General features: G+C 66.8%; 16 protein-coding genes. 6 read left to right on the top strand and 10 right to left on the bottom strand.

Going from position 1 to position 15,749, the window contains the following annotated elements:
* Positions 1-4: 4 nt before the first annotated feature.
* From C7R54_RS26015 to C7R54_RS25975, 9 genes are all read right to left on the bottom strand, one after another.
* A complete protein-coding gene (locus C7R54_RS26015) occupies positions 5-670 on the bottom strand; it encodes a GntR family transcriptional regulator (protein ID WP_129153829.1) in 666 nt (221 codons plus the stop codon).
* Between the two features lie 10 nt (positions 671-680).
* A complete protein-coding gene (locus tag C7R54_RS26010) occupies positions 681-1,799 on the bottom strand; it encodes a branched-chain amino acid ABC transporter permease (protein WP_377814883.1) in 1,119 nt (372 codons plus the stop codon).
* Between the two features lie 10 nt (positions 1,800-1,809).
* Positions 1,810-2,712, bottom strand: a complete 903-nt coding sequence (locus tag C7R54_RS26005) for a branched-chain amino acid ABC transporter permease (RefSeq protein ID WP_129153828.1) — start codon at positions 2,710-2,712, stop codon at positions 1,810-1,812.
* A 117-nt stretch (positions 2,713-2,829) separates the two neighbouring features.
* Positions 2,830-4,032, bottom strand: a complete 1,203-nt coding sequence (locus C7R54_RS26000; RefSeq protein ID WP_129153827.1) for an ABC transporter substrate-binding protein — start codon at positions 4,030-4,032, stop codon at positions 2,830-2,832.
* Between the two features lie 55 nt (positions 4,033-4,087).
* Entirely contained in the window at positions 4,088-4,867 is a 780-nt protein-coding gene (locus C7R54_RS25995) for an ABC transporter ATP-binding protein (protein ID WP_204524385.1), read from the bottom strand.
* The gene (locus C7R54_RS25990; protein WP_129153826.1) at positions 4,860-5,615 is read right to left on the bottom strand and encodes an ABC transporter ATP-binding protein; all 756 of its coding nucleotides are present in this window, start codon (positions 5,613-5,615) and stop codon (positions 4,860-4,862) included. Before C7R54_RS25990 ends, C7R54_RS25995 begins: the two co-directional genes overlap by 8 nt.
* A 119-nt stretch (positions 5,616-5,734) precedes the next feature.
* A complete protein-coding gene (locus tag C7R54_RS25985) occupies positions 5,735-6,646 on the bottom strand; it encodes a dihydrodipicolinate synthase family protein (RefSeq protein WP_129153825.1) in 912 nt (303 codons plus the stop codon).
* A 150-nt stretch (positions 6,647-6,796) separates the two neighbouring features.
* Complete coding sequence (locus tag C7R54_RS25980; RefSeq protein ID WP_129153824.1) at positions 6,797-7,657, bottom strand: DMT family transporter; 861 nt, start codon at positions 7,655-7,657, stop codon at positions 6,797-6,799.
* Entirely contained in the window at positions 7,657-8,541 is an 885-nt protein-coding gene (locus tag C7R54_RS25975) for a MurR/RpiR family transcriptional regulator (RefSeq protein WP_129153823.1), read from the bottom strand. Before C7R54_RS25975 ends, C7R54_RS25980 begins: the two co-directional genes overlap by 1 nt.
* A gap of 85 nt (positions 8,542-8,626) precedes the next feature.
* Between C7R54_RS25975 and C7R54_RS25970 the strand changes: the two genes are divergently transcribed.
* Entirely contained in the window at positions 8,627-9,523 is an 897-nt protein-coding gene (locus C7R54_RS25970) for an oxidoreductase (RefSeq protein WP_129153822.1), read from the top strand.
* Between the two features lie 19 nt (positions 9,524-9,542).
* Here the strand turns inward: C7R54_RS25970 and aqpZ are convergent, their stop codons facing one another.
* Positions 9,543-10,283: an aquaporin Z gene (aqpZ, locus tag C7R54_RS25965; RefSeq protein WP_129153821.1), complete on the bottom strand. Its 741-nt coding sequence runs from the start codon at positions 10,281-10,283 to the stop codon at positions 9,543-9,545.
* 226 nt (positions 10,284-10,509) lie between these two features.
* Between aqpZ and C7R54_RS25960 the strand changes: the two genes are divergently transcribed.
* From C7R54_RS25960 to C7R54_RS25940, 5 genes are all read left to right on the top strand, one after another.
* Entirely contained in the window at positions 10,510-11,640 is a 1,131-nt protein-coding gene (locus tag C7R54_RS25960) for a 3-deoxy-7-phosphoheptulonate synthase (protein ID WP_129153820.1), read from the top strand.
* A 231-nt stretch (positions 11,641-11,871) separates the two neighbouring features.
* A complete protein-coding gene (locus tag C7R54_RS25955) occupies positions 11,872-12,153 on the top strand; it encodes a UxaA family hydrolase (protein WP_129153819.1) in 282 nt (93 codons plus the stop codon).
* Positions 12,154-12,210: 57 nt separating this feature from the next.
* Complete coding sequence (locus C7R54_RS25950) at positions 12,211-13,386, top strand: UxaA family hydrolase (protein WP_129153818.1); 1,176 nt, start codon at positions 12,211-12,213, stop codon at positions 13,384-13,386.
* 294 nt (positions 13,387-13,680) lie between these two features.
* On the top strand, positions 13,681-14,733 hold the full coding sequence (locus tag C7R54_RS25945; protein WP_129153817.1) for a Bug family tripartite tricarboxylate transporter substrate binding protein: 1,053 nt from the start codon (positions 13,681-13,683) through the stop codon (positions 14,731-14,733).
* 74 nt (positions 14,734-14,807) lie between these two features.
* The gene (locus tag C7R54_RS25940; protein ID WP_129153816.1) at positions 14,808-15,737 is read left to right on the top strand and encodes a hydroxyacid dehydrogenase; all 930 of its coding nucleotides are present in this window, start codon (positions 14,808-14,810) and stop codon (positions 15,735-15,737) included.
* The last annotated feature ends 12 nt before the right edge of the window (positions 15,738-15,749 follow it).

The following is a 15,749-nucleotide window of genomic DNA, read 5'->3' as shown; positions in this document are numbered from 1 at the left end:
CGCTTCACGCATCGATCACTTTCCGCGTGAACGCGTCCAGGTAATCCATCAGGGCATCCGCGCCCTGCCGCGCCACGGCCGCATCGCCGGTCGCGATGCCGTCGGCCATGATGCCGTGCTGGCGCGCGCCGGCCAGCAAATCGCCTTCATGCCGGTAGGCGTACCAGAAGCGGCGGCACTGGATCACCAGCGGCGCCACGGCATTGACCGCGGAAATATTGCGGCAGGCCTCGTGGCACACCGCATCCAGCGCCTGGTCGGCCGCCATGTAGAGATCGAGGTCGCCGGCATCGGCCGCCGCGCGCATCCGCGCGGCGTGCATGCGTATCGCCTCGCGCTGCGCCGGCGTCGCCCGCCGCGCCGCCGCGCCGGCGATCAACTGTTCCAGCACGCGCCGCGTCTGCAACACGTTCAGGTGCTCCGCCAGTTCGATCGCCGCCACGCGCAGGCCGCGCCTGGGCTCCTGCCGTATCAATCCCGCGGCGACCATGCGCAGCAGCGCCTCGCGCACCGGCGTGCGCCCCAGGCCGATGCGCTCGCTCAACGCCGCTTCGGCCACGGCACTGCCGGGCGCCAGCTGCAAGGTGGCGATCAGGCTTTCCAGGCGGTCGTGGGCGATGTCGGCCGCGCGCCGCGCCGCCCGCGGCGGCGCTTGCCGGCCTTGGTTCATATCGCCAGGATCATGTCGTATGGCCCGCCGCCTTGCCGTCCATGCCGGCCGCGTCCGGGCCGGCGCCGGCTCCCATGCCGCCGGCATCGCCCCCGGCCGCGGCGGCCGTGGCCATGCCCGCATCGATGGCCCCGGCCGCCGCCCCGACCCGCGCCTTGCGCCATTGCAGCAGCGCCAGCCATTCCCCCACGAAGCCGCGCCGGAAGAAGGACACGCACACCACGAAGATCAGGCCGATGACGATCGTCACCACGTCGCCCAGCGTCGCCAGGTAGTTCTGCAGGCTGACCACCAGGGCGGCGCCCAGCACCGGTCCCCACACCGTGCCCAAGCCCCCCAGCAGCGTCATCAGCAGGACCTCCGTGGACGTCGGCAAGGACACGTCGTTCAGCGCCACCAATTGCAGCACCAGGGCCTTCAGCGAACCCGCCAGCCCGGCGACGGCGGCCGACAGCACGAACGCCAGCAGCTTGCAGCGGTCGGTGTCATAGCCCAGCGACACGGCGCGCGGCGCATTGTCGCGTATCGCCTTGAGGATCTGTCCAAAGGGCGAATGGATGACCCGATAGACGAAGAGGAAGCCCAGCACGAAGACCGCCAGGGTGAAGTAGTACATATGGCTGTCGACGCTCAAGTCGACCAGGCCCAGGAACTTGCCGCGCGGAATGCCCTGCATGCCGTCCTCGCCGCGGGTCCAGCGCACCTGCACGGCCATGAAATAGGCCACTTGCGACAACGCCAGCGTGATCATCGCGAAATAGATGCCGGTACGCCGTATGGCCAGGCCGCCGATGACATAGCCCACGGCCGCCGCCATGGCCACGCCGCACAGCATGGCCACCTCCGGCGGCAGGCCGGCCGGCCCGAACAGCAGCATCATCTGGCCGGTGGCATAGCCGGCCCAGCCGAAGAAGGCGGCATGGCCGAAGGAGACCAGGCCGGTATAGCCGGTCAGCAGGTTGAAGGCCACCGCGAACAGCGCGAAGCACAACACCTTCATGACGAAGACCGGGTACACCACCTGGGGAAACACCGGCACCAGCAAGGCCGGCACCAGCAGCACGGCAAGGATGCGCAGGGCCACGGGAATGCACGCCATGCGGGCCAGGAAACCTGACCGCGGGGACATCGAGGACATCTTATTTCTCCTTGCCGAACAGGCCGGCCGGACGCACCAGCAGGACGGCCGCCATGACGACGAACACGACCACGGTGGAGGCCTCGGGATAGAACACCTTGGTCAGACCTTCCAGCAGCCCCAGCGACAGGCCGGTGACGATGGCGCCCATGATGGAGCCCAGGCCGCCGATCACGACCACCGCGAACACGATGTTCAAGAGATTGGACCCCATGAGCGGATTGATCTGCATGACCGGCGCGGCCAGCACGCCGGCCACGCCCGCCAGCGCGACGCCGAAGCCGTAGGTCAGCGTGATCATCACCGGCACGTTCACGCCGAAGGCCTGCAGCAGGCGCGGATTCTCCGTGCCGGCGCGCAGCATCGCGCCCAGGCGGGTCCGTTCGAAGAGATACCAGGTCAACAGGCACAGCGCCAGGGACGCCACCACCACGAAGGCGCGGTAGCCGGGCAGGTACATGAAGCCCAGGTCGAAGCCGCCCTGCAAGAGTTCCGGCGGCTCATAGCCCACGCCGGAGATGCCGTAGAAATAACGGAAGCCCCCTTCCATCATCAGGGCAATACCGAAGGTCAGCAACAAGCCATACAGGTGGTCGAGGTGATAGAGCCGCTTGAGCAGCGTGCGCTCGATGACGATGCCCAGGCCGCCGACGACCAGCGGCGCCAGCAGCAGCGCCGCCCAGAAATTGATCCGCACGCTTTCGCCCAGCCATTGCGGCAGCTGGGTGAACCCCATCCAGGCCAGGAACGCCGCCATCATGAACTGGGCGCCATGGGTGAAATTGACGATGTTCAGCAAGCCGAAGATGATCGCCAACCCCATGCTCAGGATGGCGTAGAAGCAGCCGTTGATCAGCCCGACCAGAAGTTGGGCCAGGAGTGACTGGTAGGAGATATCGAACATGGCGGGGGCACCGGGCGAACACCGTCGGGGACGGCGCGGGCATATCAGGCGTATTCAGGCGTGGCGCGACGCGCGCGGGGCGGCACGAAACGCCCCGCGCGGTATGCGACGGCCTCCTCAGGACTTGACCAGCGGGCAGGCGGCCTGCGGCTTGGGGAACACGTCCTCGCCCTTGAGCACCGCCTTGACGTTGTAGTAGTCCCAAGGCGCCTTGGACTGGGCCGGCGTCTTGACCTGGAGCAGCAGCATGTCATGCACCAGGGCGCCATCGGCGCGCAGCTTGCCGTTGCGGATCACCGCGTCGTTGATGGTCATCTCGCGCAGCTTGGCCATGACGGCCGGCGCATCGTCGGTGCCGGCGGCCTCGATGGCCTTCAGGTAGCTCAGCGTGGCGGAGTAGACGCCGGCCTGCGACGCGGTGGGCATCTTCTTGGTCTTTTCGAAGAACTTGCGCGCCCAGGCGCGCGAAGCATCGTCGTAATCCCAATAGAACGCCTCGGTCAGGTACATGCCCTGCGCCTTCTGCAGGCCCATGCTGTGCACGTCGGAAATATAGGTCAGCAGCGGCGCGACCGTCTGCTTTTTGGAAATGCCGAACTCGGCTGCCTGCTTGACCGCGTTGACCGTGTCGTTGCCCGCATTGGCCAGGGCGATCACGTCGGCCTTGGACGATTGCGCCTTGAGCAGGAACGAAGAGAAGTCGTTGCCCGGGAAGGGATGGCGCGACACGCCTACCACTTCGCCGCCGTTCTCCTTGATGACTTCCGTGGCATCTTTCTCCAGCGAGTGGCCGAAGGTGTAGTCCGCGGTAATGAAGTACCAGGTCTTCTTGCCCTCCTTGACCAGGGCGCGCGCCGTACCGGCGGCCAGGGCATAGGTGTTGGTGGTCCATTGCGCGTTCAGCGGCGAGCACTTTTCGCCCAGGATGGCCGTGGACAGGCCCGCCGAAGGCATGGTGACGCGATTCTTCTGCTTGGCGATCTCCATCACCGCCAGCGCCGTGGACGCGGTGGGAAAGTCGGTGATCATGTCGACCTTGCCCTGGTCGAACCATTCGCGCGCCAGGTTGGCGGCAACGTCCGGCTTGTTCTGGTGATCGGCCGCCACCACCTCGACGGGCTTGCCCAGCACCTTGTTGCCCATCTCCTCGGCGGCCATGCGGGCCGCCACCACCGAACCGTTGCCGGCCAGGTCGGAGTACACGCCGGACAGGTCGGTCAGGACGCCGATCTTGACCACGTCGTCGCTGATGCCGGCGGCCTGGGACACGCCGGCGTAGCCAAGGAAACACAGCGCTGCCGCGATTTTCTTGAATTTCATTCGAAACGCTCCGTATGCATGGGAAAAGGTAAGGGAATGGCGGTGAGGCGATGCTTCAGATGCCCAACAAGGTATTCAAACGGTCCTGCGACGATTGCACCTCGCCACGGTCGATGACCGCGACGACGTTGCCGTGCTCGATGACATAGTGGCGGTCGGCCAGGTGTTGCGCGAAGCGGAAATTCTGCTCCACCAGCACCATGGTGTAGCCGCGTTCCTTCAATTGGCGGATGACGCGGCCCAGCGCCTGCACGATGACCGGCGCCAGGCCTTCCGTGATTTCGTCCAGCAGCAGCAGGCGCGCGCCCGATCGCAGGATGCGCGCCATCGCCAGCATCTGCTGCTCGCCGCCGGACAGGCGCGTGCCCTGGCTCTGCGCCCGCTCGCGCAAATTCGGGAACATGGCGTAGATTTCGTCCAGCGACATGCCATCGGGACCGACCTTGGGCAGCAGCAGGAGGTTTTCCTCGGCGGTCAGCGACGCATAGATGCCGCGCTCTTCCGGGCAATAACCGATGCCGCGCCGGGCAATGCGGTGCGAAGGCAGGCCCACCGTCTCGACGCCGTCGACCTTGATGGAGCCCTGGCGCCGTCCCACCAGGCCCAGGATGGATTTCAGCGTGGACGTGCGGCCCGCGCCGTTGCGGCCCAGCAGGGTCACGCACTCGCCGGGGCGCACATCCAGGTCGATGCCGTGCAGGACGTGCGATTCGCCATACCAGGCATGCAGCCCGCGGATCTCCAGCATGTTGGAATCCGTCCGCGCTTGCGCCGGGCGGTCCGTCCGGACCGCCGCGTGGGCTGCGCCGGCGCCCTCGCCTTGGGGCTCACTCATCTTCCGCTCCCATATAGGCTTCCCTCACGGCCGGGTCGGCGGCGACCTCGGCATATGGCCCTTCGGCCAGGATTTCACCACGCTGCAGGACGGTGATGGTATCCGAGATGTCCGACACGACTTTCATGTTGTGTTCCACCATGAGGATGGTGCGGCCGGCCGAAACCGCCTTGATCAGGTGCTTGATGCGGTCCACGTCCTCATGCCCCATGCCCTGCGTCGGTTCGTCCAGCAGCAGCAGTTCCGGCTCCAGCGCGAGGGTGGTGGCGATTTCGAGCGTCCGCTTGCGGCCATAGGGAAGGTCTCCGGCCGCCGTGTGCAGGTGCGTGCGCAAGCCGACCTGGTCGAGCAGTTCCTCGACGCGATGATGCAGCTGCTCCAGCGAACGCTCCGCGCGCCAGAAGCAATAATCCACGCCCAGGCGTCGCTGCAAGGCCACGCGCACGTTTTCCAGCACCGACAATTGCCCGAACACCGCGGAAATCTGGAAGGAACGGACGATGCCGCGGCGCGCGGTCTGGGCCGGCTTCTCCTGTGTGATGTCGATTCCATCGAACAGGATGGCGCCGCGCGTGGGTGCGTGGAACTTGGTCAGCAGGTTGAAGAAGGTGGTCTTGCCCGCGCCGTTCGGGCCGATCAGCGCATGGATGGCCCCGCGCCGCACGGACAGGTCCACATTGTTCACCGCCACGAAGCCGCGGAACTCCTTGGTGAGTCCCCGCGTCTGGAGAATGATGTCGCTTTGCATGTCGGCGCGGCTCCTGGTTTTGCGGCAATCAGGACGAACGCATCCCGGGCGGCGGTCTTGCGGCCGCCGCCGGACTGCGATGCGGGAAAGTGACGCGGGACGCGTCCTGGACAAGAATCCTAGCGGGACTGCCAGGCGGCGGGGCGGCGTTCCAGCGCGGCGCGAATGACGCGCTCGACGCGCTCGCGCTCGGCGCCGACCAGCGGCAGGCGCGGACGCCGCACGTTTTCGTTGCCGACGCCGGCCAGGGTCTCCGCCAGCTTGATGTTCTGCACCAGCTTGGTCGACACGTCCAGGTGCAGCAGCGGCGTGAACCACTGGTACAAGGCCAGCGCCTCGGCCCACTTGCCGGCCTTCATCAGGTCGTAGAGGGCCACGGTCTCGCGCGGGAACGCGGTGACCAGGCCGGCCAGCAGGCCGTCGGCGCCCAGCGCCAGGGCTTCGAACGACAGGTCGTCCACGCCGATGAACAGTTGATAGCGCTGGCCCAGGGCGTTGCGCAGGTCCGTGACGCGGCGGATGTCATCGCAGCTTTCCTTGATCGCCACCAGCCACTCGCAGTCGGCCAGTTCAGCCATGTGCTCCGGCTTCAAGTCGACGCGGTAGGCCACCGGGTTGTTGTAGATCATGCAAGGCTTGCGGGCGGCCTCGGCGATGGTACGCACGTTCAGCATGGCTTCGCGCGCGTCGGCGACGTAGATCAGCGAAGGCATGATCATGAAGCCGTCGACACCGGCGTCGACCGCGGCCTTGACGTAGCGCAGGGCCTCGCGGGTGCTGGTTTCCGACACGTTGGCCAGGACGGGAACACGTCCCGCGCTGGCCTCGACGGCGGTCTTGGCCACGGCCACCTTTTCTTCCAGCGTCAGCGTGCTGGCCTCGCCCAGCGAGCCGCCGGTCACCAGGCCATGCACCCCATTGTTGATGAGAAAGCTGAAATGCTTGCGCATTTCCGCATGGTCCAGCGTCTCATCGGCGTTGAATTTGGACGTAACGGCGGGGAAGACCCCTTGCCAGCGCGCGTTGGTCACCTGCTTCTCCTGGATAGGGTGGCGGCTTTCCGCCACATGGATTCCGATGTCGAACCCGATGCCAGGCAGCTTAATATTGCATAAATATATTTACAAGATATTCAGCTTAAGGGCTTTCCCGGGCGGGGTTTCCCCGGGGGGGGCGAAGCATCACAGACTGATCGCCACGATCCCGGCCAAGACGATCACGCCGCCGGCGACGCGGCGCGCGAGATTGCCCTCGCGGAAGAGCCAGCACGCAAGGAAAGCGCTGATGACGATGGACGACTCGCGCAGAGGCGCGACAAGAGCCACCGGGGCACTCAGCATGGCGGTGAGCACCAGGATGTAGGCGAGCGGGGAGAACACGGCCACGATGAAGATCGGTATTGCGTCGGCACGGAAGACGGCAGGGATCCGATGGCGCCGTGCCAGGGCGACGGGGGTCAGCACCATGCTTTGAAACAGGAGCGTGCCGGCGTAATAGCTTACGGGCGCCAACTGCCACGAGGTGACGGAGTAGCCGTCCCACAGGGTGTACCCGGCGATGGTGGCCCCTGTCGCGGCGCCCCAGGCCAATCCCGGCAAGGAACGGCTGCTCCCGCTTCTGAACAGATTGCCGATGACGACGAGGATGCCCGCGACGATGAGCAAGGCCCCGAGCATCGCGGCCGTGGTAAGCCGTTCCCCCAGCAGGAGAACCGCGAACAACATGGTCAGCATGGGCCCCGTGCCGCGGGCGACCGAATAAACCACCCCAAGCTCCGCGCGTTCATAACCGGCCTGCAAGATAAGGGAGTAGGCGATGTGCAAGGCGGCGGAAACGGCAGCCCCCACCATGAGCCGCCCATCGAGCACCTGCTGTCCCTTGTCCATGAGGGCAAGGCCCACCGGTACGCATAGCAAGGCCGATACGCAGGTATAGGCCCAGACGAACAGAAAGGTATCTTCGCGCTTGTACTTCGAGGCGATGTTCCACACCGCATGGGCGATCGCCGCGGCGAGGACGAGCGCGACAGTGCCGGGGCGCATCAGTCGATGTCGGGCAGGTCGATCCCGGCCCGCTCCGCGCGGCGGCTACGCTCTGGATCGCGCAGGGCAAGGGCCGCGACCAGCGCGTCAATGACGACGAGTTGGGCCAGCCGGCTTCCCGCCGCGGCCATCTGCGCCGGCAGGGGCGCGCCGCCGACGACCAGGGCGATATCCGCGAGGGTCGCCAGGGGGGTGCCGTACTGGTTGGTGATGGCGAGCAGCGAGGCCCCCGCGGAAGACGCTGCATCGGCGATGGCGAGCGTGGTCGAAGTGCGTCCAGTCGAACTGACGGCGATGACGACATCGCCAGGCCCCAGGAGGCGCGTCGCGATCATCGCCGACAAGTAGTCCGGGATGCCGATGGTCGTCACGCCGACCGCCCGCAGGCGGAAGACGGCGTCGGCGGCGACCGTGGATGACGGTCCGGCACCGAACACGATCACCTGTCGGGCGGACAGGATCGTATCGACCGCCTTGTCGAACGCAGCGAGTTCCAGCGCGCCGCCCAGCGCGGCAAGGGCGTCGGCGCCGGCGCGGATGGCGGTTTCAAGCACCGTGGCCGACGTCGCGTCCGCCGCGAGTGCTTCAGGCGGCGCGAAGAACCTGGTGGTGCCGCGGGCGCGGGCGATCTCTATCTTGAGCTCGGTGAACCCGCCGAACCCGATCGCACGCGCAGCGCGGATGACGCTAGGCGCCGATACGCCGGCACGGGCTGCAACCTGGGCGGTCGTGCTCGCACCGACGAACAGGGGATCGGCGAGCAGGACCGCGACCACCTTCGCCTCGCTGGCGGCGAGATCGCCACTACGCGCCTGGATGCTTCCGATCAACTGCCCCAATTGCCCGCCGCCATCGGTAACGGAATTACCATTTCCTTTTTTCATATGTAATATATTACATACGCTGTGCTAGCCGCACAACCACCGTTTCAACAGATGCGCCGCATCCAAATCGAAGGAGGCCCTTTCAATGAATGAAAAAACCAATGCAGACGTTGCTGTCCTGGGTCCGGGCGCGATCGGCACCACGGTCGCCGCGGCGCTGCACGAAGTCGGTCGCACGCCCCTGCTGTGCGGCCGTACGCCCCGCGACAGCCTGACGCTGCGGGATGGCGATCGTCTTATCGTTGTCCCGGGTCCGATTCGGACGGATCCCGCACGGATCGCTCGCCCGGTCGACCTCGTCTTTCTCGCCGTCAAGGCGACTCAAACCGCGGCGGCCGCGCAGTGGCTTGCGGCGCTGAGCGGTCCGGAAACCGTCGTGTGCGTGCTACAGAACGGAGTGGAGCAGTTGGAGAGCGTCACCCCGCATTGCCCCCGTGGCCGCATCGTTCCCGCTGTCGTGTGGTTCCCTGCCCAGGCGCAATCCGATGGTTCGGTGCATTTGCGCGGCGACGCGCGCATCAGCCTGCCAGACGTAGCGGCCTCCCGCGTGGTGGCGAAGGCACTGCAAGACACCCGCTGCTCGGTGGATCTGGCCTCGAATTTCAAATCACTGGCTTGGCGCAAGCTACTGCAGAACGCGGTGGCGGGGCTCATGGCGCTGACGCATCGTCGCTCGGGCATGTTCGGCCGGCCCGACATTTCCAGGCTGACGCTGGACTATCTGCGCGAGTGCCTGGCCGTGGCGCGCGCCGAGGGGGCTGAACTGGGCGACGAGGTGCCACAGGCAATTCTCGACAAGTTCCAGGCATCCCCAGCCGACATGGGCACGTCCATCCTGACCGATCGCGAAGCTGGCCGCCCCCTTGAATGGGATATCCGCAACGGGGTGATCGCTCGTCGCGGCCGGGCGCACGGCATTCCGACGCCCATCAGCGATGCCCTGGCGCCACTGCTGGCGGCGGCGAGCGACGGCCCTGGCTGATGTGTTTGCCTCTATGCGATCACGCCGGCGCGCCGGGAACGGCGGGCGTCGTGGCCGTGCGCGCCGCGTCCGGCGCGGCCAGCAGGAAGCGGTAGATCACCCCGCCCGCCACGCCGCCGACCAGCGGCGCCGCCCAGAACAGCCACAGCTGCTGCAAGGCCCAGGTCCCCTGGAACAAGGCCACGCCCGTGCTGCGCGCGGGATTCACCGACGTATTGGTCACCGGGATGCTGATCAGGTGTATCAGCGTCAGCGCCAGGCCGATGGCCAGCGGCGCGAAGCCCTTGGGCGCGCGCTCGTCCGTGGACCCGTTGATCACGATGAGGAACATGGCGCTCAACACGACTTCGGCGATCAGGGCGGCGACCATGCTGTAGCCGCCGGGAGAGTGGTCGCCATACCCATTGCTGGCGAAACCGCTGGCGGTGGCATCGAAGCCGGCCTTGCCGCTGGCGATGAGGAACAGCACCGCGCCCGCGACGACGCCGCCTATCACCTGGGCGACGATATACGGAATCACGTCGGACGCGGGCGTACGGCCGCTGGCGTACAGCCCCAGCGTGACCGCCGGATTGAAATGGCCACCCGAAATATGGCCGACCGCGTACGCCATGGTCACCACCGTCAATCCGAACGCCAACGCCACGCCGGCGAAACCGATGCCCAACTGCGGGAATGCGGCCGCCAGCACGGCCGATCCACATCCCCCCAACACCAACCAGAAGGTACCGAAAAACTCCGCGAAAAGTCGCTTGGCCATGAAGGTCTCCGTCAGGAAAGAATTACGTTCGCCATCCTAGGAAGACGGCGCGCACCCCACAAGACAACAAACCGTGACAAAAAGAGTCGCTCGAGCCCTGCACTGCATGAGGCTGCTCTGCCATGCCGGGCCAGTATAGGACCGCCCCTTCCTGGCGGAAAGGCCCGCCCCCTCCGTCCGGTCGGCGCCAAATGCGATAATCCCCGCTTCCCTCGGAGAGAAGATCTTGACCCGCATCGATGACCCCAGCCGCGACCGCGAAGTCGGCAACGCGGACTCCACCCACGACACCACCCGCATCGACGACGTGCGCATCGGTGCCGTGCGCCCGCTCATTTCGCCCGCCCTGCTGCTGGACGAGCTGCCGATCACGCCTGCCCTCCAGGACCTGGTCGAACGCAGCCGGGGCGAGATCGCCGACGTGCTGCACGGTCGCGACGATCGCCTGGTGGTGGTGGTGGGTCCCTGTTCGATCCATGACCATGACCAGGCGATGGAGTACGCCCGCCTGCTGAAAACGGCGGCCGATGACCTGAGCAAGGAATTGCTGGTCGTCATGCGCGTGTACTTCGAGAAGCCGCGCACCACCGTGGGCTGGAAGGGCTATATCAACGATCCGCGCCTGGACGGCAGCTACCGCATCAACGAAGGCCTGCGCCGCGCCCGCGAACTGCTGCTGGATATCGGCGCGCTGGGCCTGCCCGTGGGCACCGAATTCCTGGACCTGCTCAGCCCGCAATTCATCGCCGACCTGATTTCCTGGGGCGCCATCGGCGCGCGCACCACCGAAAGCCAGAGCCACCGCCAGCTGTCGTCAGGCCTGAGCTGCCCGCTGGGCTTCAAGAACGGCACCGACGGCAGCGTCCAGGTGGCCTCCGACGCCATCGTGGCGGCGCGCGCCAAGCACGCGTTCATGGGCATGACCAAGATGGGCATGGCGGCGATCTTCGAAACCCGCGGCAACGACGACACGCACGTCATCCTGCGCGGCGGCAAGAAGGGGCCCAACTACGACGCGGCCGGCGTCGAGGAAGCCTGCCAGAGCCTGCGCAAGGCCGGCCTGCGCGAACAGGTGATGATCGACTGCTCGCACGCCAACTCCAACAAGTCGCACGCGCGCCAGGTGGAAGTGGGCGCCGACATCGCCGCGCAGCTGGCCGGCGGCGAAAGGCGCATTTGCGGCGTCATGATCGAAAGCCATCTGGAAGAAGGCCGCCAGGATCTCACGCCCGGCGTACCGCTCAAGCGCGGCGTATCCATCACCGACGCGTGCCTGGGCTGGTCGCAGACCGAACCCGTGCTGGCCCAATTGGCCCAGGCCGTGCGCCAGCGCCGGGAGAAGCTCGGCCGCGGCTGATCGGCGCGACGCCCGCACCAGCAGGATGAAGGCCCCCGGCGCCCACGCGCCGGGGGCCTTTCCTTTTGAGCGTACCCACAACGGCAGCACCCACAATAACGATAGACGCCTTTAATTCATATATATGATTTGGTTGACTCAAATGAAATTTGAAAATAAGATGGCCTGGCCTATCGATGAACGGCCCGCCGGCGCCTGCCGGACAGGCGCCGCAAAACCCAGGAGGAAGACATGATTCACGCAGTACTGCACGACGCCAAGGACACGGTGGCCGTTGCGGTGGTGGAAGGAATCACCGCCGGCACCGAACTCAACGCCTGGATCATGGATGAAGACAAGATCATCCACGTCACGGCCAAGCAGGACATCCCCATCGGTCACAAGGTGGCCCTGAAGGACATGAATGCCGGCGACACCATCTACAAGTACGGCGTCGACATCGGCAAGGTAGTCGCGCCCATCCAGGTCGGCCAGCACGCCCACGTCCACAACATCAAGACCAAGCGCTGGTAATCCACCCCGCCGGTCCACCTGGCCAGTCCACCCCATTCCCTGCTGCGAGGATTCCCCATGGCTGTCGTTTCCGCCTCCACCACTTTCCGCGGCTATCGCCGCGACAACGGCCGCGTCGGCGTGCGCAATCACGTGATCGTGCTGCCGGTCGACGATATTTCCAACGCCGCCGCCGAAGCGGTCGCCAACAACATCAAGGGCACCATGGCCCTGCCCCACCCTTACGGCCGCCTGCAATTCGGCGAGGACCTGGAGCTGCACTTCCGCACGCTGATCGGCACCGGCTGCAATCCCAACGTCGCCGCCGTGATCGTCATCGGCATCGAGGAAGGCTGGACCAAGCGCGTGGTCGACGGCATCGCCAGCACCGGCAAACCGGTGGCCGGCTTCAGCATCGAACTGCATGGCGACCATGACACCATCATGCGCGCCTCCAAGCAGGCCAAGGAATTCGTGCACTACGCCACGTCGCTGTACCGCACGGAGTGCCCCATCGAGGACCTGTGGGTCTCGACCAAATGCGGCGAGTCCGACACGACCTCGGGCTGTGGCGCCAACCCCACCGTCGGCAACGCCTTCGACAAGCTCTATACCCTGGGCACCACGCTGGTGTTCGGCGAAACCTCGGAATTGACCGGCGGCGAGCACATCGTCGCCGCCCGTTGCGCCAACGACAAGGTGCGCGACCAGTTCATGACCATGTTCAATCGCTACCAGGACATGATCGATCGCTGGAAAACCAGCGACCTGTCCGAATCCCAGCCCACCAAGGGCAATATCGCCGGCGGCCTCACCACCATCGAGGAAAAGGCGCTGGGCAACATCCAGAAGATAGGCAAGAAGTGCCGCGTCGACGGCGTCATCGACAAGGCCGAGATCCCCACCGGCCCGGGCCTGTGGTTCATGGATTCGTCCTCGGCGGCCGCCGAGATGGTGACCTTGTGCGCGGCGTCGGGCTATGCCGTGCATTTCTTCCCGACAGGCCAGGGCAACGTCATCGGCAATCCCATCCTGCCCGTGATCAAGATCTGCGCCAATCCGCGCACCGTGCGCACCATGTCCGAGCATATCGATGTCGACACCTCGGGCCTGTTGCAGCGCGAGATAGACCTTGACCAGGCCGGCGACAAGCTGCTCGAATGCATGCTGGCCACGGCCAACGGCCGCTGGACGGCCGCCGAGGCACTGGGCCATCGGGAGTTCGTACTGACCCGCCTGTACGAAAGCGCATGAGCACATAAGCGCATACGCGCAGGCCCCCGCGGGACGGACCCGCGCGCGGTGCGCTCGCGCAGGTCCGTCCCGCCAGACGTTGTCGATTCCGTTGTCCATTCCGTTGTCCATTACCACTACCGCCACCACCAGGCGCCCACGCAAGCGCAACACCGCAAGCACGCAAGCACCGGTTCATCCGCCGCCAGCCCACCGCCGGCGGCTTCCATGCAGGCTCATCAGGCGCACCGGCCCGAAGACGGCCGGGCGCCTTTTCGCCCGTCGCCTCGACGGGCCCACCGGAGGAGACCGACCATGCAGAAGAAGAACGATGTCAACCCAACCACCGATCCCCAGGCGCCGGCGCGGCACGATGCGCCCGCATCGGCACAGCGCCGCTCCACGCTGGGGATGCTGGGCGCGGGCGCCCTGGCGACGCTGGCCCCTTGGCTGCCGGCGCACGCCGCCGACGACAAGTGGCCCGACAAGCCCATCAACTACGTGGTGCCCTTCCCGCCCGGAGGGCTGACGGACGTGGCGGCGCGACAGGCCGCCAAGGCGCTGGGCACGGCGGAACACTGGAACGTGGTGGTGGAAAACAAGCCCGGCGGCAGCGCGAATATCGGCGCGGCCTATGTCGCGCGCGCCCAGCCCGACGGCTATACCTGGCTGGCGATGACGCTGTCCCACGCCGCCAACGCCACGCTGTTCCAGGGCAAGGCTGGCTATGACCTGTTGAAGGACCTCGTGCCGGTGGCCTGCATGGCGTCGTCCTCCATGATGGTGGTGGTCAATCCCAAGAGTCCCATCAAGACCATGGACGACCTGCTGCAGGCCGCCAAGTCGCGTTCGCTGTCGGCGGGGTCCAGCGGCAACGGCACGCCGCCGCACCTGACGCTGGCGCTCTATCAGCGCCTGACCGGCGCCAAGCTGCTGCATGTCCCCTACAAGGGCGGCGCGCCGTCGTTGACGGACCTGATCGGCGGCCAGGTGGACGTGATCTTCTCCAACTACCCCGAATCGCTCGCCTACGTGAAAAGCGGCACCTTGCGCGCGCTGGCGGTCAGCAGCAAGAAGCGCAGCGCGGAACTGCCCGATGTGCCCACCGTCGAAGAGGCGGGCCTGCCGGGACTGGTGGTGGCCAATTTCACCGGCGTGATGGCGCCGGCCGGCACGCCCAAGCCCTTGGTGGACCGCATCAGCAAGGCCATCGTCAAGCAGATCAAGCAGCCGGAGATGACCCGTAGCCTGGTGACCCTGGGCTTCGGCGCGCAGCCCATGGAGGCGGCGGAGTTCGGCCCGTATCTGAAGGGCGAGGTCGAACGCTGGGCCAAGATCATCCACGACGCCAACATCCAGGTCGGTTGATACGCCTGCCGCTGGACACCACCGCAACCGGGGCCGTCGAAGGACGGCCCCTTCCCACCCCCAGGCGCCTGCTCATGCATATCGTCATCTCCGAATTCATGGATGCCCCCGCCGTCGACGCGCTGCGACGCGACTTCGATGTCCGCTACGAACCCGACCTGGTCGACCAGCGCGACGACCTGTTGCGCGCGGTGGCAACCGCCGATGCGCTGATCGTGCGCAACCGCACCCGCGTCGACGCCGGCCTCCTTGCCGCCGCGCCGCGGCTGCGGGCCGTGGGCCGCCTGGGCGTCGGCCTGGACAACATCGACGTGCCTGCGTGCGAGGCGCGCGGCATCGCGGTGCTGCCGGCCGTCGGCGCCAATGCGCGCTCGGTCGCCGAATACGTCATCGCCACCGTGCTGCTCCTGCTGCGGGGCGCCTATGGCGCGACCGCCCAGGTCGCCGCGGGCGACTGGCCGCGCAACGCGCTGTCCCATGGCCGCGAAGCCAACCAGCGCGTGCTGGGCATCGTCGGCTACGGCGGCATCGGCCGCCTGGTGGCGCGGTTGGCGCGCGGCCTGGACATGCACGTCATCGCCGCCGACCCCATGCTGCCCGCGGACGATCCCGCCTGGCGCGAAGGCCTGGCGCAACGGGCGGAACTGGACGACCTGCTGCGCACTGCGGACGCGGTCACGCTGCATATCCCGCTCTCGGCCCAGACACGCGGCCTGCTGAACGCGCGGCGCCTCGCGGACATGAAGGACGGCGCCATCCTCATCAACACCGCGCGCGGCGGCATCATCGACGAAGCCGCGCTGGCCGAAGCGCTGCGCGCGGGCAAGCTGGGCGGCGCTGCCATCGATGTCTTCGAGCAGGAGCCCCTGCCCGCCGGCAGCCCGCTGGCCGGCGTGCCCAACCTGATCATGACGCCGCATATCGCCGGGCTCACCGAGGAAGCGAACACGCGCGTGTCGGACATGACGGCGCAACGGGTCGCGCAGGCGCTGCGGGCGCGGTGAGGGCGGCGTCGA

The sequence above is a fragment of the Achromobacter aloeverae genome, assembly GCF_004121055.1.
GTDB classification, from domain to species: Bacteria; Pseudomonadota; Gammaproteobacteria; order Burkholderiales; family Burkholderiaceae_B; genus Bordetella_C; species Bordetella_C aloeverae.
The sequence above is the reverse complement of the archived record's forward strand: the minus strand, read 5'-3'. Positions and strand labels throughout refer to the sequence as shown.